Raw genomic sequence first — 19,566 nt, 5'->3', positions numbered from 1 at the left:
GGCCACAATAAGCACGTGAACCGCCCCGAGACCCTTCTGCGCCCCCGGGTCCCGTCCCCGCTCCAGGAGGTCCGGGACGACCGCTTCGCCCGGCGCGGGATCACGCTCCTCCTCAAGCGGGACGATCTGATCCACCCCGATCTGCCGGGCAACAAGTGGCGCAAACTCGCTCTCAACCTGGAGGCGGCCGCCGGGCGGACCGTGCTGACGTTCGGCGGCGCCTACTCCAACCACCTGCGGGCCACCGCTGCGGCCGGCCGGCTGCTGGGCTTCCCCACCATCGGTGTCGTACGCGGCGACGAGCTGGCGCACCGGCCGCTCAACCCCTCGCTCGCCCGGTGCGCCGCCGACGGCATGCGGCTGCACTTCGTGGACCGGACGACCTACCGGGCGAAGGCCTCGCCCGAGGTCCTGGAGGGGCTGCTGAGGCTGTACGGGGACGTGGAGGTGGTCCCGGAGGGCGGCAGCAACGCGCTGGCCGCACAGGGCTGCGCAGCGCTGGGGCGCGAGTTGCGCGGGCACACCGATGTGGCGGCCGTGGCCTGCGGGACCGGCGGCACCCTCGCCGGGCTCGCGGCCGGGCTGGATGAGGGACAGCGCGCCCTGGGCGTACCGGTGCTGCGCGGCGGCTTCCTCGGGGCTGCCGTGACCTCGCTCCAGGACGAGGCGTTCGGCGGCCCGGCCGGGAACTGGTCCCTCGACGAGCGCTTCACCTTCGGCGGCTACGCCCGTACGACTCCGGAACTGGACGCCTTCGCCGCGGACTTCGAGGACCGGCACGGGCTGCCGGTGGAACGGGTCTACGTCGCCAAGCTGCTGTTCGCCCTGACGGCCCTGGCCGAGGAGGGCGCGTTCGCACCGGGCACCCGGGTGAGTGCGGTGATCACCGGCACACCGGACGTGCGGGGCTCTCAGGAGTCGTCCGTCTCCCGGTAGGCGGCCGCCTCCTCCAGGTCCAGCCGGCGCAGCAGCGTACGCATCATCTCGTCGTCGATCCGCCGCTCGTCCCGGAGCCGGACGAAGACCTCCCGCTCGGCCTCGATCATCTCGCGGGAGAGCCGCCGGTAGGTGTCGTCCGCCGACTCCCCGGTGACCGGGTCGGCTGCCCCCAGCCGCTCCCAGACGGCGTTGCGGCGGCGCTCCAGCACAGCGCGCAGCCGGTCGGCCAGCGGGGGCGGCAGGTTGTTGTGCGGGTCGGTGAGCAGCTCCTCCAGGCGGGCTTCGGCGGCCACGGACGCCTCGCTCTGGGCCTGCGCCTCGATGAGCGTCTCGGTCTGCGGGTCGCGCCCCGGCAGCTTCAGTACGCGGACGAGTACGGGCAGGGTCAGCCCCTGGATCACCAGCGTGGCGATGACGGTGGTGAAGGTCAGGAACAGCACCAGGTTGCGGGCGGGGAACGGCTCGCCGTCGTGCGTGACCAGCGGGATGGAGAAGGCGACGGCGAGCGAGACGACCCCGCGCATGCCCGCCCAGCCGACGATCAGGGGCGCGGTCCAGTCGGTGCCCGGCTCCCGCTCCCGTACCCGCTTCGACAGCCGTCGGGGCAGGTAGGTGGCCGGGTAGACCCAGATGAAGCGGACTACGACGACCGCGACGAAGATGATCGCCGCGTAGCCGAGCGCCGCCGTCATGCCGCCCGCTTCGAGCCCTTTGAGGACGAAGGGCAGCTGGAGCCCGATCAGGGCGAAGACCGTGGACTCCAGGATGAAGGCGACCATCTTCCAGACCGCGGCCTCCTGGAGGCGGGTGGCGAAGTCGACCTGCCAGGAGCGGTGTCCCAGATAGAGGGCGACGACGACCACGGCGAGGACTCCGGAGGCGTGCACCCGTTCGGCCGCCGCGTACGCCACGAACGGGATCAGTAGAGAGAGCGTGTTCTGGAGAAGGGCTTCCTTCAGGTGTGTGCGCAACCAGTGCAGCGGCACCATCAGGAGCAGGCCGACCCCGACCCCGCCGACCGCGGCCAGCAGGAACTCGGCGATCCCCTCGCCCCAGCTCATCCCCTCCCCGACCGCGGCGGCCAGCGCCACCCGGAAGGCGGTGATGGCGGTGGCGTCGTTCACCAGCGACTCACCCTGAAGGATGGTCGTCACCCGGGCGGGCAGCCCGACCCGGCGGGCGATCGCGGCGGCCGTCACGGCGTCCGGCGGGGCGATGACGGCCCCCAGGACGAGCGCGGCGGTCAGCGGCAGCTCCGGGATGACGAGGTAGGCCAGCCACCCCACGGCGAGGGTGGCGAAGAGGGTGTACCCCACGGAGAGCAGTGCGACCGGCCGGATGTTGGCCCGCAGGTCGAGGTAGGAGCTGTCGACGGCGGCCATGTAGAGCAGCGGGGGAAGCAGCAGCGGGAGGACGACGTGCGCGTCCAGGTGGTACGTCGGTACGCCCGGCACCAGGCCCGCGGCGAGGCCGACGGCGACCAGGACGAGCGGGGCCGGAATCGGGGTGCGGCGCGCCGCACCGGCGACCGCGGCGCTGGCCGCGACCAGCGCCACCAGCGGCAGCGCGTCCATCTCACCGTCCTCGGATCCGTCGTAACCTGCCCATCATGAGCGAGTGTGCGCATGTAGCGGATCTGCCACGCCCCGAGCCCGTACCGCTCGGGGACACCTGCCCCGAGTGCGTGGCCGCGGGCACCCACCCCGTGCAGCTGCGGCTCTGCCTGACCTGCGGGCACGTCGGCTGCTGCGATTCCTCACCCCTGCGGCACGCCACCGGGCACTTCCGGGAGACCGGTCACCCGGTGATGCGGAGCTTCGAGCCGGGCGAGAGCTGGCGCTGGTGCTTCGAGGACGGTTCGATCGTCTGACGTCTGGGTACGTCAATCCGGCGCCGGTTCTTCGTAATTGGACGCCGCAGACCCCTAGCCACTGTGCGTACTCATGGGTTTACTATGAGTGATGGCCGGGGGATGGGGTGCGGGCGACACTGCATCATGGATCCGATAGCGTCGCCGAGCTGAGAACCGTCGACCGACCGCATGGCTCCGGGCCACCCTTCCCGGAACCTCGAAAGAGTTTGTGCCACCTTGGAGGTGAGGGTGTCCCAGATCGCAGGCGAGCCCGGGAATCAGGACTTCGTAGAGGTCCGGCTGCCCGCTGCGGGTGCCTACCTGTCGGTGCTGCGAACGGCCACGGCCGGTCTCGCAGCGCGTTTGGACTTCACTCTCGACGAGATCGAGGATCTTCGCATCGCGGTCGACGAGGCCTGCGCGATCCTGCTTCAGCAGGCCGTGCCCGGCTCCGTCCTCAGCTGCGTGTTCCGTCTCATCGACGACTCTCTCGAGGTGACGGTGTCGGCCCCCACGACGGACGGCCGCGCACCCGAGCGTGACACCTTCGCCTGGACGGTGCTCTCCGCACTGGCCGGCAAGGTCGACTCGACGGTCGCGGACGACCGTACGGTCAGCATCAGCCTCTACAAACAGCGCGGCGCGGGCCCCGGGCCGGCGTGAGCGGCGGGAACGGGGACGGTCCTGTGCGGGACGAGACGATCCGATCCGGGGTGGTGCGGCCGGCAGGCATCCCGGAGCAACAGGCCCGGCCGCATCCGGTGGACGGAGCGGACGGGCCTGAGAGCCTCAACGTCGCGGTGGAGCAGGCGCAGGAGCGGGCGGGCCAGATGAGCGAGCACGGGCACCACGATCCACACGACCGCAGCGGGGCCCGGGCCCTGTTCATCGAGTTGCGGGAGCTTCCCGACGGCTCGGCGGAGAAGGCGGAGCTGCGCAACCGGCTGGTGCGGATGCACCTGCCGCTGGTGGAGCACCTGGCCCGCCGCTTCCGCAACCGCGGGGAGCCGCTGGACGACCTGACGCAGGTCGCCACGATCGGCCTGATCAAGTCGGTGGACCGGTTCGACCCCGACCGGGGCGTGGAGTTCTCGACGTACGCGACCCCCACGGTCGTCGGCGAGATCAAGCGCCACTTCCGGGACAAGGGCTGGGCGGTGCGGGTGCCGCGCCGCCTCCAGGAGCTGCGCCTCTCGCTGACCACGGCCACCGCCGAGCTCTCCCAGCAGCACGGCCGCTCGCCGACCGTGCACGAGCTGGCCGAGCGGCTGGGCATCTCCGAGGAGGAGGTGCTGGAGGGCCTGGAGTCGGCCAACGCGTACAGCACGCTCTCGCTGGACGTGCCGGACACGGACGACGAGTCCCCGGCGGTCGCGGACACGCTGGGCTCGGAGGACGAGGCGCTGGAGGGCGTGGAGTACCGGGAGTCGCTCAAGCCGCTCCTGGAGGACCTGCCGCCGCGCGAGAAGCGGATCCTGCTGCTGCGCTTCTTCGGGAACATGACCCAGTCGCAGATCGCCCAGGAGGTCGGCATCTCGCAGATGCACGTCTCCCGGCTGCTGGCCCGCACCCTGGCCCAGCTGCGCGAGCGCCTGCTCGTCGAGGAGTAGACACCGCCGCGGGAGTGGACCGGGGCCCGCGGGCCCCGGGGCTCAGTCCTGCGGGCCCGTCCCGGCGCCCCTGCGCAGCCCCAGGGTCCGGGTGGTCTCCGGGTTCAGGACGAACGCCAGACCGGTCACGGCGACCGCCGCCAGGACGATCCCGGCCGGGATCAGCGCGCCCTGGGAGCGCAGCAGCGTCCAGGCCACCGGCAGCGCCATGATCTGGGTGATCAGCGCCGGGCCCCGGCTCCAGCTTCGCAGCAGCATCAGGCCGCGGGCGGCGATGAGCGGGATGGCGCCCAGCGCGATCAGCGTGATGCCGACCGTCTCCGCCTGCTGCGGGCTCTCGGGCCGGCCGAGCACCCCCATGACCAGCAGGCAGAGCCCGCTGACCGCGAGCGCGGCGCCTTCGAGGGCGTTGATCCCGGCGAGGAGGGTGATCCTTCGCGGGCGCTCCGTCGCGGCGGGCGAGGGGGTGGAGGAGGTCGCTTCAGTGCTCACGCCCTTCAGGTTGGCATCTCCGGGGCCCGGAAGTGAAGCCGGGGTGCGCGGGCGCGGCGCACGTCACGTACGGGGACGGCGCCACGGAGCACGTACGGGAGGGGCCTCACGGAGCGTGACCGTACCGGAGCGCAGCGAACCGCGACTTCGGGACCGAACCACCCGGTAGGTACTCTGACGGGCATGCGCGCACTCCTCGTGGTCAACCCGGCAGCTACCACCACCAGTGCCCGCACCCGTGACGTACTCATCCACGCCCTGGCCAGCGAGATGAAGCTGGAGGCGGTGACCACGGAGTACCGGGGTCACGCGCGGGACCTGGGGCGGCGGGCGGCCGACAGCGACGACATCGACCTGGTGGTCGCCCTCGGCGGCGACGGCACGGTGAACGAGGTCGTGAACGGGCTGCTGCACCGGGGCCCGGACGTGGACAGCCTGCCGAAGCTCGCCGTGGTCCCCGGCGGCTCCACCAATGTCTTCGCGCGCGCCCTGGGGCTGCCGAACGACGCGGTGGAGGCGACGGGCGCGATTCTGGACGCCCTGGAGAACCGGACCGAACGCACGGTCGGTCTGGGCCTGGCCGCCGGCACCCCGGGAACCGAGGACGAGTCCGTACCCGAACGCTGGTTCACTTTCTGTGCCGGTCTCGGTTTCGACGCCGGAGTGGTCGGCCGGGTCGAACAGAAGCGCGAGCACGGCAAGCGGTCGACGCATGCGCTGTACGTACGCCAGGTGGTGCGCCAGTTCCTGAACGAGGCCCACCGCAGACACGGGACGATCACGCTGGACGTGCCCGGCCAGGACCCCGTGACCGACCTCGCGCTCTCCATAATCTGCAACACCGCCCCCTGGACCTACCTGGGGAATCGTCCGGTGTACGCCTCTCCGAAGGCCTCCTTCGACACCGCTCTGGACGTCCTGGGACTGGAGCGTCTGTCCACCGCGGCGGTGGCCGTGTACGGCACCCAGCTGCTCACTTCGAGCCCTGACAGAGGGCCGCGCGGGAAGCACGCCGTTTCACGCCATGACCTCACGGACTTCACCTTGCATTCAAAGGTCCCACTGCCCTTCCAGATGGACGGCGACCACCTGGGACTGCGCACGAGCGTGACGTTCACAGGCGTACGCCGTGCACTGCGTGTGATTGTGTGAGTGGAAGGGCCGAAAGTCCTTTAACTCGAACGTTTGGCCTGGCCCCCACCCCTTAGAAGTGCGGCTGTGACCTAGTCGACACCGAGGAATCAAAAAAAACTTTCCAGAAGGGGTTGTATCCGCAGCCGAGGTTTGCGAATCTCTACATGGCGATCGGGACGGCCCGCAACACCGGCCTCCACTGAGAGCCAGAACCCCTCCTCACCATCACAGACCACACCCAGTGCTTCTGGGAGTCGGCCCGTCATCTGTGGGGGGATTCGTGAAAGCGTTCACATTCACAAGCAACAAGCGTGTAATACCAAGGAGAGGTAGCAGCCATGGACTGGCGTCACAACGCCGTTTGTCGTGAGGAAGACCCCGAGCTGTTCTTCCCCATCGGCAACACCGGTCCTGCGCTGCTGCAGATCGAGGAAGCCAAGGCCGTCTGCCGTCGCTGCCCCGTCATGGAGCAGTGCCTGCAGTGGGCGCTCGAGTCCGGCCAGGACTCCGGCGTCTGGGGTGGCCTCAGCGAGGACGAGCGCCGCGCGATGAAGCGCCGTGCCGCTCGCAACCGGGCGCGTAACGCCAGCGCCTGACCGACGCCCCCCACGAACACGCCTCAGCCAGGCGGCGCGCACAGAGCGTGCGCACAGCCCCGCCTTCGAGTCGCAGCGCGCAGTACCCCGGAGCGCATCGCAACGTGAGCATCACGGAGCGGGCCCGGACCGTCACCACGGTCCGGGCCCGCTCTGTTTGCCTGTACGTGCTCCACTTGCTTGTACGTGCCCCTACTTGTCGCCGCGCACCGGCAGGTCCAGCACCACCTGGGTGCCCCGCTCCGGCGCCGGGACCATGCCGAACGTGCCGCCCAACTCACCCTCCACCAGCGTCCGTACGATCTGGAGCCCCAGATTGCCAGCCCGCTGCGGGTCGAACCCCTTGGGCAGACCGCGCCCGTCGTCGGTGACGGTGATGAGGAGCCGGCCCTCGGTCGGGGAGCCGCCGCGCACTGCGGAGACCTCCACCGTGCCCTGGTCCCCCACCGCGAACGCGTGTTCCAGTGCGTTCTGTAGAACTTCCGTGAGCACCATGGAGAGCGGGGTGGCGACCTCGGCGTCCAGGATGCCGAAGCGTCCGGTGCGCCGGCAGGTCACCTTGCCGGGTGAGATCTCGGACACCATCGCGATGACCCGGTCGGCGATCTCGTCGAACTCGACGCGCTCGTCCAGGTTCTGCGACAGCGTCTCGTGGACGATCGCGATCGAACCGACGCGCCGCACCGCCTCGTTGAGCGCCTCGCGCCCCTGTTCGGAATCCATCCGGCGGGCCTGGAGGCGCAACAGGGCGGCCACCGTCTGGAGGTTGTTCTTCACCCGGTGGTGGATCTCCCGGATGGTCGCGTCCTTGGTGATCAACTCGCGTTCGCGGCGGCGGAGTTCGGTGACATCCCGGAGCAGGACCAGGGAGCCGATGCGGACGCCCTTGGGCTTGAGCGGGATGGCCCGCAGCTGGATCACCCCGCCCGCGCACTCCACCTCGAACTCGCGCGGCGCGTACCCGCTGGCCACCTTGACCAGCGCCTCGTCCACCGGGCCCCGGGAGGGCGCCAGTTCGGCGGTGGTGGTGCCGAGGTGGTGGCCGACCAGGTCGGAGGCGAGGCCGAGGCGGTGGTAGGCGGAGAGGCCGTTGGGGCTGGCGTACTGGACGACCCCGTCGGCGTCCAGCCGGATCAGGCCGTCGCCGACGCGAGGGGAGGCGTCCATGTCGACCTGCTGGCCGGGGAAGGGGAAGGACCCGGCGGCGATCATCTGGGCCAGGTCGGAGGCGGACTGGAGGTAGGTCAGCTCCAGCCGGGAGGGGGTGCGCACGGTGAGCAGGTTGGTGTTGCGGGCGATGACGCCGAGCACCCGGCCCTCACGGCGTACGGGGATGGACTCGACCCGTACGGGAACCTCCTCGCGCCACTCCGGGTCGCCCTCGCGCACGATCCGGCCCTCGTCCAGGGCCGCGTCCAGCAGCGGCCGGCGGCCTCGCGGCACCAGATGGCCGACCATGTCGTCCTGGTAGGAGGTGGGGCCGGTGTTGGGCCGCATCTGGGCGACGGAGACGTACCGTGTGCCGTCCCGGGTGGGGACCCACAGCACGAGGTCGGCGAAGGAGAGGTCGGAGAGCAGCTGCCACTCCGAGACCAGCAGATGCAGCCACTCGAGGTCGGTGTCGCTCAGAGCGGTGTGCTGGCGGACGAGATCGTTCATGGAGGGCACCTGTGGAGCGTACCCGGGGTTAACAGCGGTGTTCGAACCGATCGGTCCCGCGGGCCGTGCCTCAGGGCAAGGCGCCCGTGTTGGACGGGATGTCGATGGACAGGGCGCGGTCTACGGCCCGAGAATGTCGCGCACATGGATGGACACGGGCAATTGGTCTAGTCCACAATGAGTTCACCAAGACCTCCACTCTCCCCGCACAGGAGAGTGGACCGAGGCACCCGGCGCTCTCTGCCCTGACCGCGCCACGGTGCCTCCTGTGGCCGGGGGCACCGCACACCGCCGGCCAGGTAGCTCCGGGCTGCGGTGCCGGGCGGGCTGAGGGTCCCGTCCTGGCGCCGCGGCCCGCGGGTGTTTCCGGGGGCTGTGTGCCTCAGCGTGTCTCTGTCACCTTTGCCAGGGCGCGTGGCGAGTCCGGGTCCTGGCCGCGGGCGATGGTGACCTCGTACGCGAGCATCTGGAGCGGCAGGATCTCCAGGATCGGCTGCAACTCCTCCGGCACCCCCGAGGTCGGCAGCGAGAAGCCCGCCGAGGCCGCCTCCACCTGGGCCTTTGGTCCGACCACAAAGAGGTCCGCTCCACGCCCGCGCAAACGGTCCAGCACCGGCTGGAGGGCCTCACCGCCCCGGCCGTCGGTGACCACGGCGATCACCGGGGAGATGTTGTCGACCATCGCCAGCGGGCCGTGCAGCAGGTCGGCGCCCGAGTAGGAGAGAGCGGGGATGTAGCTGGTCTCCATGAGCTTCAGGGCCGCTTCCTTGGCCGTGGGGTAGCCGTAGCCGCGCGAGGTGATCACCATGCGCTCGGCGAAGCGGTAGCGGGAGGCCAGCGCCTTGACCTCGGCCCGGCGGCCCAGGATCGCGCCCGCCAGGTCAGGCAGGGAGGCCGCCGCCTCCGTACCGTCGACGCCCGCCAGCCCCTCGACGAAGAGGTAGAGGGAGAGCAGGGACGCCGTGTACGTCTTGGTGGCCGGGAGCGCCTTCTCGGGGCCCGCCAGGATGTCGATGTGGTACTCGGATACGGCGGCGAGCGCGGAGTCCGGGTTGTTGGTGACCGCGAGGGTGACCGCGCCGGCCTCGCGGGCGGCCCGGGTGGAGGCCACCAGGTCCGGTGAGCCGCCCGACTGGCTGACGGTGATCACCAGGACGTCCCGCAGATCGGGCTTGGCCCCGTACGCCGTCGTGGTGGACATGGAGGCGAGGCCGCAGGGCAGGCCGAGCCGGATCTCCAGCAGGTACTTCGCGTAGAGCGCCGCGTTGTCGGAGGTGCCGCGCGCGGTGAGCAGCACGAAGCGGGGCTTCCTGGCGGCGATCTCGGCGGCCACCTCGCGGATGCGGGGCGCGCCCCGGTCGAGGATGCGGCGCAGCATCGCGGGCTGCTCGGCCATCTCGCCGGACATGATGCGGCCGGGCGCGTCGCCCTGGTCGTCGGGGCCGGGCGGAGGGGTGGCTGACATGTGGGGTGCCTCCCGGTGCGGTGTCGTACCGGACAAGTCGACCAGGCAAAGCCGGGGTCCGCCAGCGGGCGGGGAGGGCGGACCGATCCTTGGGCTGTTCACCGCACAGCTGCCCGATTCTGCTAGATTGGGTCCTTGATTGGTCTATACCACACGGGTTCCACTCATCAGATCGGCAGGCACAGCGTGGAAGTTGTCATCGTCCCGGACGCCACGGCAGGCGGCGAACTGATCGCGGAGGCCATCACCTCCCTGCTCAGCCGCAAGCCCGACGCCCTGCTCGGCGTTGCCACCGGATCTACCCCGCTGCCCATCTACCGCGCGCTGGCGGCCAAGGTCGCCTCCGGTGCCGTCGACGCGTCGCGCGCCCGCATCTGCCAGCTGGACGAGTACGTCGGGCTGCCCGCCGGCCACCCGGAGTCGTACCGCTCCGTGGTCCTGCGGGAGGTCGTGGAGCCGCTCGGGCTCTCCGAGGCGTCCTTCATGGGCCCCGACGGCTCGGCCGAGGACGTCCAGGCCGCGTGTGAGGCGTACGACCGGGCGCTGGCCGAGGCCGGCGGGGTCGACCTCCAGCTGCTCGGCATCGGCACCGACGGGCACATCGGCTTCAACGAGCCGTGCTCCTCGCTCGCCTCGCGCACCCGGATCAAGACGCTGACCGAGCAGACGCGGGTGGACAACGCGCGCTTCTTCGACGACGACATCGACCAGGTGCCGCACCATGTGATCACCCAGGGGATCGGGACCATCCTGGACTCCCGGCACCCGATCCTGCTGGCCACCGGGGAGGGCAAGGCGGAGGCCGTGGCCCAGACGGTGGAGGGGCCGGTCGCCTCGATCGTGCCCGCGTCGGCGCTTCAGCTGCATCCGCATGCGACGGTGGTGGTGGACGAAGCGGCGGCTTCGAAGCTGAAGCTGGCGGATTACTTCCGCGCCACGTATGCGGCGAAGCCGGCCTGGCAGGGGTTGTAGGTCGTACGGCTGTACGTGCGGGAAGGGCCAGGACACCCGTGAGGCGTCCTGGCCCTTCCCGTTGTGCCGCCCGTCCGGCGAGAGGCTTTGTCCTCAATCGCCGGACGGGCTTGATGTGTGTCCGCCCGGCACGCTTGGTCATCGCCGGACGGGCTTGATTGTGGCCGGGACCGGGTTACCGGCCTTACGGCCTTGTCCTCAAACGCCGGACGGGCTTGATGTGTCCGCCACCGCTTCCGCCGCCGCCTGGCCGCAGACCCTTGAGGCGCCGTGGGTGGCTATGTGGAGGGAGCCCCGAGGGGTGGACGCCGGGACGCCCATCTCGACCACGATCGTGTCCGGGCGCGCCGTCAGCAGGGCGTCCAGGGCCTCGCCCATCCAGGCGTGGCGGTGTTCGTCGCGGACGACGGCGACGATGCGCCGCTCCCCCGCCGCCGCGACCGCCTCGGCCGCCGGGTCGGTGCTCTCGCTGGTGTACCGGCCCGCCTCCGTGCCCGGCAGGAGCCGGGTGAGGCCGGCGGCGACGCCCCAGGGGGTCTCGTCGCCGACCGCGATGTTCGCCACCGCGGACAACTCCGCGACGTACGCCGCTTCGGTCAGCCGGTCGCCGGTGCCGGTGACCTGGATCGCGCGGCGGGCGGCCACCAGGCCGATGTCGGAGCTGACTCCGGTGCCGGGCGCGGTCCCCTCCTGCACTTCCGCGCCCGGCTCCGGGACGTCCCCCCGGGCCCCCTGCGTCCAGGACGCGAGGGCTCGTACACGGGCGGCCGCATCCGCGAGCCGCTCCTCGGCCAGGTCTCCGCCGCGCACGGCCGCCACCAGGGCGTCGCGCAGGCGCAGCACCGTGTCCTCGTCGGCCAGCCCGCCGCCGACGCAGATCGCGTCGGCGCCCGCGGCGATCGCGAGGACCGATCCGCGCTCGATGCCGTAGGCCCGGGAGATGGCTTCCATCTCCACGCCGTCGGTGACGATCAGGCCGTCGTAGCCCAGTTCCTGACGGAGCAGACCGGTGAGGATCCGCGGACTCAGGGTGGCCGGGCGGTCCGGGTCGAGTGCGGGAAGCAGGATATGCGCGCTCATCACCGATTTGGAACCCGCCGCGATGGCCGCCCGGAAAGGCAGCAGCTCACGGGCGTGCAGGGTGTCGAGATCCACATCGATGCGGGGCATCGCCAGGTGCGAGTCGACCGCGGTGTCGCCGTGGCCGGGGAAGTGCTTGGTGCAGGCGGCGACGCCGGCGGCCTGGAGCCCCTCGACGTACGCGGCGGTGTGCCGGGCCACCAGGGCGGTGTCGGCGCCGAAGGACCGTACGCCGATGACCGGGTTGCCCGGGTTGGAGTTGACGTCGGCGGACGGCGCCCAGTTGAGGTTGACGCCGCACGCGGCGAGCCGGCGGCCGAGCTCGTGGGCGACGGCGCGGGTGAGGTCCACGTCGTCGACCGAGCCGAGGGCGAAGTTGCCCGGGAACGAGGAGCCGTCCCTGACCTCCAGGCGGGTGACGTCCCCGCCCTCCTCGTCGATGGCGACGAGGACATCGTCCCGCTCGGAGCGCAGCCGCGCGGTGAGGGCGGCGAGCTGCCCGGGCGACTCGATGTTGCGGCCGAACAGCCCGACGGAGGTGAGCCCTTCACCGACGCGGCGCAGCAGCCAGTCCGGTGCGGTGGTTCCGGTGAAGCCGGGCTGGAGCACCGCGAGCGCGTCACGCGTCAGGGTGTCCGTGGTGGAAACGAGGGTGGTCATGGGCCCGCACTATCCCTTCACAGCGCCGGAGGTGAGGCCTGCGGCCATCTTCTTCTGGATGATCATGAAGAAGATGACGACGGGCAGGGCGATCATGGTGGAGGCCGCCATGAGTGCGCCGTAGTCCGTTCCGCGCTCGGTGGTGAACGTCATCAGCCACACGTTGAGCGTGTACTTGGAGTTGTCGTTGATCAGGATGTACGCGAAGAGGTACTCGTTCCACGCGTTCACCAGGGCGAAGATCGACGCGGCGGCGAGCCCGGGGGCGAGCAGCGGGAAGACGACCTTGCGGAAGGCGCCGAAGCGGGTGAGGCCGTCGACCATCGCGGACTCCTCCAGCTCCACCGGGATGTTCACGACGAAGCCGCGGATCATGATGGTGGCGAAGGGCAGCGTGGCGACCAGGTAGACGACGATCAGGCCCCAGTACTCGTCGATCCCGCCCATGGCGTTGAGCTGGGCGTAGATCGGGATGAGCATCGCCGTCGGCGGCAGCATCTGGACCAGGATCATGACCAGGAGCAGCGGCTTGCGTCCGAAGAACCGGAACCGGCCGATCGCCAGGGCCGCCAGCGTGGCGATGATCATGCCGCCCACCACCGCGGTGACGGCGACGATCAGGCTGGACTGGATGGCGGTGGTGAAGTTCGGCTGGTTGACGGCGCGTTCGAAGTTGTCGAACGTGATCGACGTCGGCCACAGCGTCTGGTCGTAGCTGCGGATCTCCTGGTTGGGCCGCAGGGCGCTGATGACCAGCCAGTACACCGGGAAGATCATGACCGCGGCGATGCCGAGGCCGAGGATGTCGAGGTGGAGCCGGCTCTTCTTGCGGTCCGGTCGCAGCGCCTGTGTTTCGGTCGTGCTGCTCATTCGACCTCTCCCGTCTTCATGAGCTGGCGCAGGTAGTACACGGCCACGCCGGACAGCAGCACCACCGTGATGAGGGCGATCGCGGTGCCCTGGCTGAAGGAGGTGGACTCGAACGCCTTGGAGTAGGAGTAGAGGCCGAGGGTCTCGTACTCCGGCTCGGGCTTGTTGCCGCGCAGCAGCCAGATCTGGCCGAAGACGTTGAAGTCCCAGATCACCGAGAGCGTCGCGACCATGGTGAAGACCGGCTTGATGACCGGCCAGGTGACGAACTTGTAGACGCCGTACGCGCTGGCGCCGTCGAGGGCCGCGGCCTCCTCCAGCTCCTGGGGGACCTGGGTGAGGGCGGCGTACAGGGTGACGACGACGAACGGGATGGCGCCCCAGACGACCAGCAGGGTGATGATGCCGAAGCCCTGGACCGGGTCGAGGTACCAGTTGTGGCCGAGCCAGTCCTCGCCGACGACCTTGGCGATCAGCGTGTTGATCAGGCCGTAGTCGGAGTCGGCCATGAACCGGAAGATCGAGGCGGCGACCATCAGCGGCATCGACCAGGCGGCGATCAGGGCCACCGTGAGGATGAGCCGGACCCAGGTGGAGAGCTTGCGCATGAGCAGGGCGACCAGCAGCCCGATGCCCATGGTGAGCGTCACACAGATGGCCATGAAGACGACCGTGCGGAAGGTGACCCACCAGAACTCGGAGTCGCCGAGGATGTTGGTGAACTGCTCGAAGCCCACCCAGGGGGCGGGCTCTCCGGACCACAGTTCGCGCCGGCCCATGTCCTGGAAGGACATGATGACCGTCTTGCCGAGCGGGTAGAGGTAGACGGCGGCGATCGCCACGATCGCCGGGAGGATCAGGAAGTAGGGGAGGAGTTCACCCTTCTTCCGCTTCCTCTTCTGTACCCGGGGCGCGTCGTCGTCGGAGGACGACTTCCCGGTCGGCTGCGGGTCGGGCGGTAGCGGGACCGGCGGCCCGACGGCCTTGGTATCAGCGGCAGACACGTGGCTGACCTTCCATCGCGGGTCCGAGGCGAGCCCCGGAATTCACGGCGTTCACTTACGAGAAGAGGGCGGGGGCCCGGCATCTCTGCCGGGCCCCGCCTGGCGACCGGAAGGTCAGGACTTCTTGTTGATCAGAGCGTTGATCTTGTCGTCGGCCTTCTTGGTGGCGTCGGCGACGGAGGCGCCCTTGACGATCTCCAGGAGCATGTTCTGGAGGACCTCCTCCTTCTCCACGGAAGCCCAGCCCGGCGCGATCGGCGTGAACCAGGCGTCCGGCACCGCGTTGGCGATGGCGGCCGTCTCCGGCTTCGTCTTCAGCGGCTCCAGCTGCTTCTCGTTGTTGGGGAGGACGTTCTTCGACGCGAGGACCTCGCCGCCCTTGGCGTTGGTGAAGAGGGCGATCCACTCCTGGCCGAGGTCCTGGACCTTGGACTTGGAGATCGTCGCGAGGTCCGAGCCGCCGATGAAGGAGGGGAGGGCCTTGCCCTCGGGGCCGGGGATACCGGCCGTGGCGATCTTGCCCTCGAGCTTCGGGTTGCCGTTCTCGCCACCCGTGACGCTGCCGGCCTCCCAGGCCTGGCCGTAGATCACGGCGGCCTTCTCGTTGGCCATGACGTTGGCGTGGTCCTGCTCGTCCTTCGTGACGTCGGCCTTGTTGTACTTCTTGACCAGGTCGACGAAGTGCTGGATGCCCTTCTGCGCCTCGGGCGTCGACAGCGCGCCCTTCCACTCCTTGGTGCCCTCGTCGTACGTGGCTATCTGGCCACCGTAGGCGGCGACGTAGGACATCGCGGCGTACCAGTAGCGGCCCGGGAAGTAGAGCGAGGAGGCGCGCTTGTCCTTCTTGGCCAGCTCGGCGGAGACCTTGTCCATCGCCGCGAGGAACTCGTCCTCGGTCTGCGGGAGGACGTCGCTGCCGGTGCCGGCCTTCAGCATGTCCTTGTTGTAGACGGCCAGACGGGCACTGGCGTAGTAAGGAACGCAGTACGTCTTGCCTTCGAAGGTGCAGGTGTCCTTCAGACCCTTGATCCAGGTGTCCGAGTTCTCGTACTTCGCGGGGTCGATTTCCCCGAGCGCACCATTGAGGATGTACTGCATGGTCTCGGTGTTGCCGAGTTCGACGACATCCGGGAATTTGTCGCCACCGAGGGAGGTGTCAAGCTTCTTGACCTTGTCAGCCCACTGCTGGTACTGAACCTTGACCGTGACGCCCGGGTACTTCTTGTTGAACTCGGCGTTGACGTCCTTGACCAGCTCGGGCCAGGTCGACTGGGCCTCGCCCATGAGCCAGACGGTCAGGTTTTCCTTGCGGTCCTTCGGGTCCTGCGACGATGCCTTGTCGTCGGAACCACATGCCGCGACCGAAACCAACATGCCCGCGACACCGATAGCCGCGATGAGCTTGCGCTTCACGTCAAACCCTCCTCAGGGATGCTGCAACCCCACCCACCGCGAAGACATTCGACGAGTTCTGCTGGGGCTGGACCTGGTCTTTAATGGTTTAGACCAGTACCGGGAGCTTGGCCTAGACCTTTAGGGGTGTCAAGGGTGTATAAGAAGTGCACTCGCGTCCGTTATAGGACCGACACCTAAGGGAGGGCGACGACCCGTGACCGGACCGTGCCACCATGTGAGCCGCGACAGACGGAGGAGCCGGTGACGGCAGCAACGCAAGCGTCGGAGAGGCGGGCCATGGGTGCCGACGGGGGCAGTTCGGGGAGCGAGACCGGCAACGGTGCGCGCACGGCGCGCGTACCGAAGTACTACCGGCTCAAGCGCCATCTCCTCGACATGACCGATACCTTGCCGCCCGGCACCCCGGTGCCGCCCGAACGCACCCTGGCGGCCGAGTTCGACACCTCGCGCACCACCGTGCGCCAGGCCCTCCAGGAGCTGGTCGTCGAAGGCCGGCTCGAACGCATCCAGGGCAAGGGGACGTTCGTCGCCAAGCCGAAGGTCTCCCAGGCGCTCCAGCTGACCTCGTACACCGAGGACATGCGCGCCCAGGGCCTTGAACCGACGTCCCAGCTCCTCGACATCGGCTACGTCACGGCGGACGACACGCTCGCCGGACTGCTGGACATCTCGACGGGCGGCCGGGTGCTGCGCATCGAGAGGCTCCGGCTCGCCAGCGGAGAGCCGATGGCGATCGAGACAACCCACCTTTCGGCCAAACGCTTCCCGGCGCTGCGCCGCTCGCTGGTGAAGTACACCTCTCTCTACACCGCGCTCGCCGAGGTGTACGACGTCCGCCTCGCCGAGGCCGAGGAGACCATCGAGACCTCGCTCGCCACCCCGCGCGAGGCCGGTCTGCTGGGGACGGACGTGGGGCTGCCGATGCTGATGCTCTCCCGCCATTCCATCGACGGCCAGGGTGAACCCGTGGAGTGGGTGCGATCCGTGTACCGGGGCGATCGGTACAAGTTCGTGGCCCGCCTGAAGCGGCCGACCGACTGAGAGCCGACAGCGTGCGGACAGGCGGTGGCCCGGGGATTCCGTCCCCGGGCCACCGCCTGTTTTCGGTCAGGCCCGGTGTCACCCGTCCGCGTGAACCGATTCCGCCTCCCGTCCGTGTCCCTACTGCGGACCTTCGGTGGAGACATCGGCGATACGCGACCGGTATGCGGACAGGGGTTCCGGAGAGCGGCCTTACCACCTAGATTTCGCGCACGTTACGACTGTGATCACGCGAGGGGACGGATCGATATGCCGGAATCGCCCACACCAGCACCACCGGTTCCACAAGTACCGGGACGGCGGGCGCTGTCCCCGAAGTCCATAGTCGTCTGGAGCCTGGTCGGCCTGGTCGGCGCGATCGGCTGGGCCACCCTCGCGCTCTCGCGCGGTGAAGAGGTCTCGGCCGCCTGGATGCTGGCGGCGGCGCTGGGCTCGTACGCCATCGCGTACCGCTTCTACTCCCGGTTCATCGCCAACCGGGTCCTGAAGGCGGACAAGAACCGCGCGACCCCGGCCGAACTGCTGGACAACGGTGTCGACTTCCACCCCACCGACCGCCGGGTCCTCTTCGGCCACCACTTCGCCGCCATCGCGGGCGCGGGCCCGCTGGTCGGCCCCGTGCTCGCCGCGCAGATGGGCTATCTGCCCGGCACGATCTGGCTCGTCGTCGGCGTCATCTTCGCCGGTGCCGTCCAGGACATGGTGACGCTGTTCTTCTCCACCCGCCGCAACGGCCGTTCCCTCGGCCAGATGGCGCGTGACGAGATCGGCCCGGTCGGCGGGATCGCCGCACTGGTCGCGGTCTTCATCATCATGATCATCCTGCTCGCGGTCCTCGCGCTGGTCATCGTGAACGCGCTCGCCCACTCGCCGTGGGGCGTCTTCTCCATCGGCATGACGATCCCGATCGCCCTCTTCATGGGCGTCTATCTGCGCATCCTGCGGCCCGGCAAGGTCAGTGAGGTCTCCCTCATCGGCGTCGCGCTGCTGCTCCTGGCGATCGTCTCAGGCGGCTGGGTCGCCGAGTCGTCGTGGGCGGACTTCTTCACGCTGGAGCCGGGCACGCTGGTCATCTGGATGATCGTGTACGGGTTCCTCGCCTCCGTGCTCCCCGTGTGGCTGCTGCTGGCCCCGCGCGACTACCTCTCCACCTTCATGAAGGTCGGCACGATCGGGCTGCTGGCCCTGGGCGTGGTCGTCGCGCTGCCGACCCTGAAGATGCCCGCGGTCACCGACTTCGCCTCCAGCGGCTCGGGACCGGTCTTCGCCGGTTCGATGTTCCCGTTCGTCTTCATCACCATCGCCTGCGGCGCGCTCTCCGGCTTCCACTCCCTGGTCTCCTCCGGCACCACGCCGAAGATGGTCCAGAAGGAGACGCAGATCCGGGTGATCGGCTACGGCGCCATGCTGGTCGAGTCGTTCGTCGCGATCATGGCGATGATCGCGGCCTGCATCATCGACCCCGGTCTCTACTTCGCCATCAACGCGCCCGTCGGTGTGATCGGCGACAGCGTCCAGTCCGCCTCCCAGGCCGTGGCCAACTTCGGCTTCACCATCACGCCGGACGCCCTGGCCCAGGCCGCCAAGGACGTCGAGGAGGCGAGCCTGCTCTCGCGGACCGGTGGCGCGCCCACGTTCGCGCTCGGCATGTCGGAGATCTTCTCCGCGGTGGTCGGCGGGACCGCGATGAAGGCGTTCTGGTACCACTTCGCCATCATGTTCGAGGCACTCTTCATCCTCACCACCGTGGACGCCGGCACCCGCGTCGGGCGCTTCATGCTCCAGGACATGCTGGGCAACGCCTACAAGCCGTTCCGCGAGGTCAGCTGGAAGCCGGGCGTCTGGTTCGCCAGCGCCGTCGTGGTCGGCGGCTGGGGCTACTTCCTCTGGGTCGGTGTGCACGACCCGCTGGGCGGCATCAACCAGCTCTTCCCGCTCTTCGGCATCGCCAACCAGCTGCTGGCCGCCGTCGCGCTGGCCGTCTGCACCACCCTGCTGGTCAAGTCCGGCCGCCTGAAGTGGGCGTGGGTCACCGCGGTCCCGCTCGCCTGGGACGTGGCGGTCACCCTCACCGCCAGCTGGCAGAAGATCTTCTCGCCGGACGTGAAGGTCGGCTTCTTCGCCCAGCGCGACAAGTACCAGGCGGGCATCGACGCGGGCGAGGTGCTGCCCCCGGCCAAGAACATGGACGACATGCAGACCGTCGTCACCAACTCCACCGTCGACGGGGTGCTGTGCGCCCTCTTCGCACTCCTCATCATCGTGGTGCTGGTGGACGCCGGGCGGGTCTGCTTCAACGCCATCCGCGACCCGGAGAGCGTCAAGCTCCACGAGACGCCGTTCGTCCAGTCCAAGTTCGTCGCCCCGGCCTCGCTCATCGCCACCAAGGAGGAGAAGGCCGAACTGGCCGCCGCCGGTGTCGGCCCCGAGGGCGGCATCCGCAAGGAAGCGGCGGGAGCGGGGAGCCGGACATGACCCTCGCGGACGTACGGCGGGTGGCCGGACGGATCCGCTGGTACGTCCGTGAGCTGACCGGCGAGTCGACGTACGACCGCTATGTGGCGCACGCGAGGGCCCACGATCCGGACACGCCGGTGATGACCCGCCGCGCCTTCGAACGCAGCCGTACGGACGCCCGCGAGGCGGACCCGCGCGAGGGCTTCCGCTGCTGCTGACCACCACCGGCCGATCGGGGCCGTCGCACCCCTCCCAGGGGCGCGGCGGCCCCTTTTCGCGCCCTCGCACGGGGCTGTCCGCAGCTGTCCGATCCGGAGAA

General features: G+C 69.6%; 18 protein-coding genes. 10 read left to right on the top strand and 8 right to left on the bottom strand.

The genetic code is table 11. The features are described from left to right. Positions 1–15 precede the first annotated feature (15 nt). Positions 16–936, top strand: a complete 921-nt coding sequence (locus tag GTY67_RS24045; RefSeq protein ID WP_161280269.1) for a pyridoxal-phosphate dependent enzyme — start codon at positions 16–18, stop codon at positions 934–936. Here the strand turns inward: GTY67_RS24045 and GTY67_RS24040 are convergent. Then, positions 912–2,513: a Na+/H+ antiporter gene (locus tag GTY67_RS24040; RefSeq protein ID WP_161280268.1), complete on the bottom strand. Its 1,602-nt coding sequence runs from the start codon at positions 2,511–2,513 to the stop codon at positions 912–914. The two genes, GTY67_RS24045 and GTY67_RS24040, sit on opposite strands and share 25 nt — an antisense overlap. 35 nt (positions 2,514–2,548) lie before the next feature. Here GTY67_RS24040 and GTY67_RS24035 point away from each other — a divergent pair, with 35 nt between their 5' ends. From GTY67_RS24035 to GTY67_RS24025, 3 genes are all read left to right on the top strand, one after another. Then, on the top strand, positions 2,549–2,809 hold the full coding sequence (locus GTY67_RS24035; protein WP_093691423.1) for a UBP-type zinc finger domain-containing protein: 261 nt from the start codon (positions 2,549–2,551) through the stop codon (positions 2,807–2,809). A gap of 231 nt (positions 2,810–3,040) precedes the next feature. Next, positions 3,041–3,454, top strand: a complete 414-nt coding sequence (locus tag GTY67_RS24030; RefSeq protein ID WP_014048265.1) for an anti-sigma regulatory factor — start codon at positions 3,041–3,043, stop codon at positions 3,452–3,454. 23 nt (positions 3,455–3,477) lie between these two features. Continuing rightward, positions 3,478–4,401, top strand: coding sequence for an RNA polymerase sigma factor SigF (locus tag GTY67_RS24025; RefSeq protein ID WP_093691421.1), 924 nt, complete (start codon positions 3,478–3,480; stop codon positions 4,399–4,401). A 42-nt stretch (positions 4,402–4,443) separates the two neighbouring features. Here GTY67_RS24025 and GTY67_RS24020 read toward each other — a convergent pair whose 3' ends face one another. Further along, positions 4,444–4,893: a hypothetical protein gene (locus GTY67_RS24020; protein ID WP_161280267.1), complete on the bottom strand. Its 450-nt coding sequence runs from the start codon at positions 4,891–4,893 to the stop codon at positions 4,444–4,446. A 183-nt stretch (positions 4,894–5,076) separates the two neighbouring features. Between GTY67_RS24020 and GTY67_RS24015 the strand changes: the two genes are divergently transcribed. Both GTY67_RS24015 and GTY67_RS24010 read left to right on the top strand, forming a co-directional pair. Next, complete coding sequence (locus GTY67_RS24015) at positions 5,077–6,045, top strand: diacylglycerol kinase family protein (RefSeq protein ID WP_093691417.1); 969 nt, start codon at positions 5,077–5,079, stop codon at positions 6,043–6,045. Between the two features lie 320 nt (positions 6,046–6,365). Then, positions 6,366–6,623, top strand: coding sequence for a WhiB family transcriptional regulator (locus tag GTY67_RS24010; RefSeq protein ID WP_003953983.1), 258 nt, complete (start codon positions 6,366–6,368; stop codon positions 6,621–6,623). Positions 6,624–6,815: 192 nt separating this feature from the next. Here GTY67_RS24010 and GTY67_RS24005 read toward each other — a convergent pair whose 3' ends face one another. Next, positions 6,816–8,282 carry a PAS domain-containing sensor histidine kinase gene (locus GTY67_RS24005; protein ID WP_161280266.1) on the bottom strand — a complete coding sequence of 489 codons (1,467 nt, stop codon included), beginning with the start codon at positions 8,280–8,282 and terminating at the stop codon, positions 6,816–6,818. A gap of 382 nt (positions 8,283–8,664) precedes the next feature. Continuing rightward, positions 8,665–9,747, bottom strand: a complete 1,083-nt coding sequence (locus GTY67_RS24000) for an SIS domain-containing protein (protein ID WP_093691413.1) — start codon at positions 9,745–9,747, stop codon at positions 8,665–8,667. Positions 9,748–9,933: 186 nt separating this feature from the next. Between GTY67_RS24000 and nagB the strand changes: the two genes are divergently transcribed. Continuing rightward, on the top strand, positions 9,934–10,719 hold the full coding sequence (nagB, locus tag GTY67_RS23995) for a glucosamine-6-phosphate deaminase (RefSeq protein ID WP_161280265.1): 786 nt from the start codon (positions 9,934–9,936) through the stop codon (positions 10,717–10,719). A gap of 198 nt (positions 10,720–10,917) precedes the next feature. Here the strand turns inward: nagB and GTY67_RS23990 are convergent, their stop codons facing one another. The 4 genes from GTY67_RS23990 to GTY67_RS23975 form a co-directional block, all read right to left on the bottom strand. Beyond that, positions 10,918–12,459 (bottom strand): glycoside hydrolase family 3 protein, encoded by a 1,542-nt coding sequence (locus GTY67_RS23990; protein WP_161280264.1) that lies wholly within the window; start codon positions 12,457–12,459, stop codon positions 10,918–10,920. A gap of 9 nt (positions 12,460–12,468) precedes the next feature. Beyond that, positions 12,469–13,329, bottom strand: a complete 861-nt coding sequence (locus GTY67_RS23985; RefSeq protein WP_093691407.1) for a carbohydrate ABC transporter permease — start codon at positions 13,327–13,329, stop codon at positions 12,469–12,471. Continuing rightward, positions 13,326–14,333 (bottom strand): sugar ABC transporter permease, encoded by a 1,008-nt coding sequence (locus GTY67_RS23980; RefSeq protein WP_093691405.1) that lies wholly within the window; start codon positions 14,331–14,333, stop codon positions 13,326–13,328. Before GTY67_RS23980 ends, GTY67_RS23985 begins: the two co-directional genes overlap by 4 nt. Positions 14,334–14,447: 114 nt before the next feature. Continuing rightward, entirely contained in the window at positions 14,448–15,746 is a 1,299-nt protein-coding gene (locus GTY67_RS23975) for a sugar ABC transporter substrate-binding protein (protein ID WP_161280263.1), read from the bottom strand. A 279-nt stretch (positions 15,747–16,025) separates the two neighbouring features. Between GTY67_RS23975 and GTY67_RS23970 the strand changes: the two genes are divergently transcribed. The 3 genes from GTY67_RS23970 to GTY67_RS23960 all read left to right on the top strand — a co-directional run bounded on the left by GTY67_RS23970 (position 16,026) and on the right by GTY67_RS23960 (position 19,465). Continuing rightward, positions 16,026–16,790: a GntR family transcriptional regulator gene (locus tag GTY67_RS23970; protein WP_093691401.1), complete on the top strand. Its 765-nt coding sequence runs from the start codon at positions 16,026–16,028 to the stop codon at positions 16,788–16,790. A 249-nt stretch (positions 16,791–17,039) separates the two neighbouring features. Further along, on the top strand, positions 17,040–19,265 hold the full coding sequence (locus tag GTY67_RS23965) for a carbon starvation CstA family protein (protein WP_161280262.1): 2,226 nt from the start codon (positions 17,040–17,042) through the stop codon (positions 19,263–19,265). After that, the gene (locus GTY67_RS23960; protein WP_093691397.1) at positions 19,262–19,465 is read left to right on the top strand and encodes a YbdD/YjiX family protein; all 204 of its coding nucleotides are present in this window, start codon (positions 19,262–19,264) and stop codon (positions 19,463–19,465) included. The genes GTY67_RS23965 and GTY67_RS23960 overlap by 4 nt, the downstream gene beginning before the upstream one ends. The last annotated feature ends 101 nt before the right edge of the window (positions 19,466–19,566 follow it).

The sequence above is a fragment of the Streptomyces sp. SID8374 genome (assembly GCF_009865135.1).
Lineage (GTDB): Bacteria > Actinomycetota > Actinomycetes > Streptomycetales > Streptomycetaceae > Streptomyces.
This window is presented reverse-complemented; position numbering and strand designations above follow the sequence as displayed.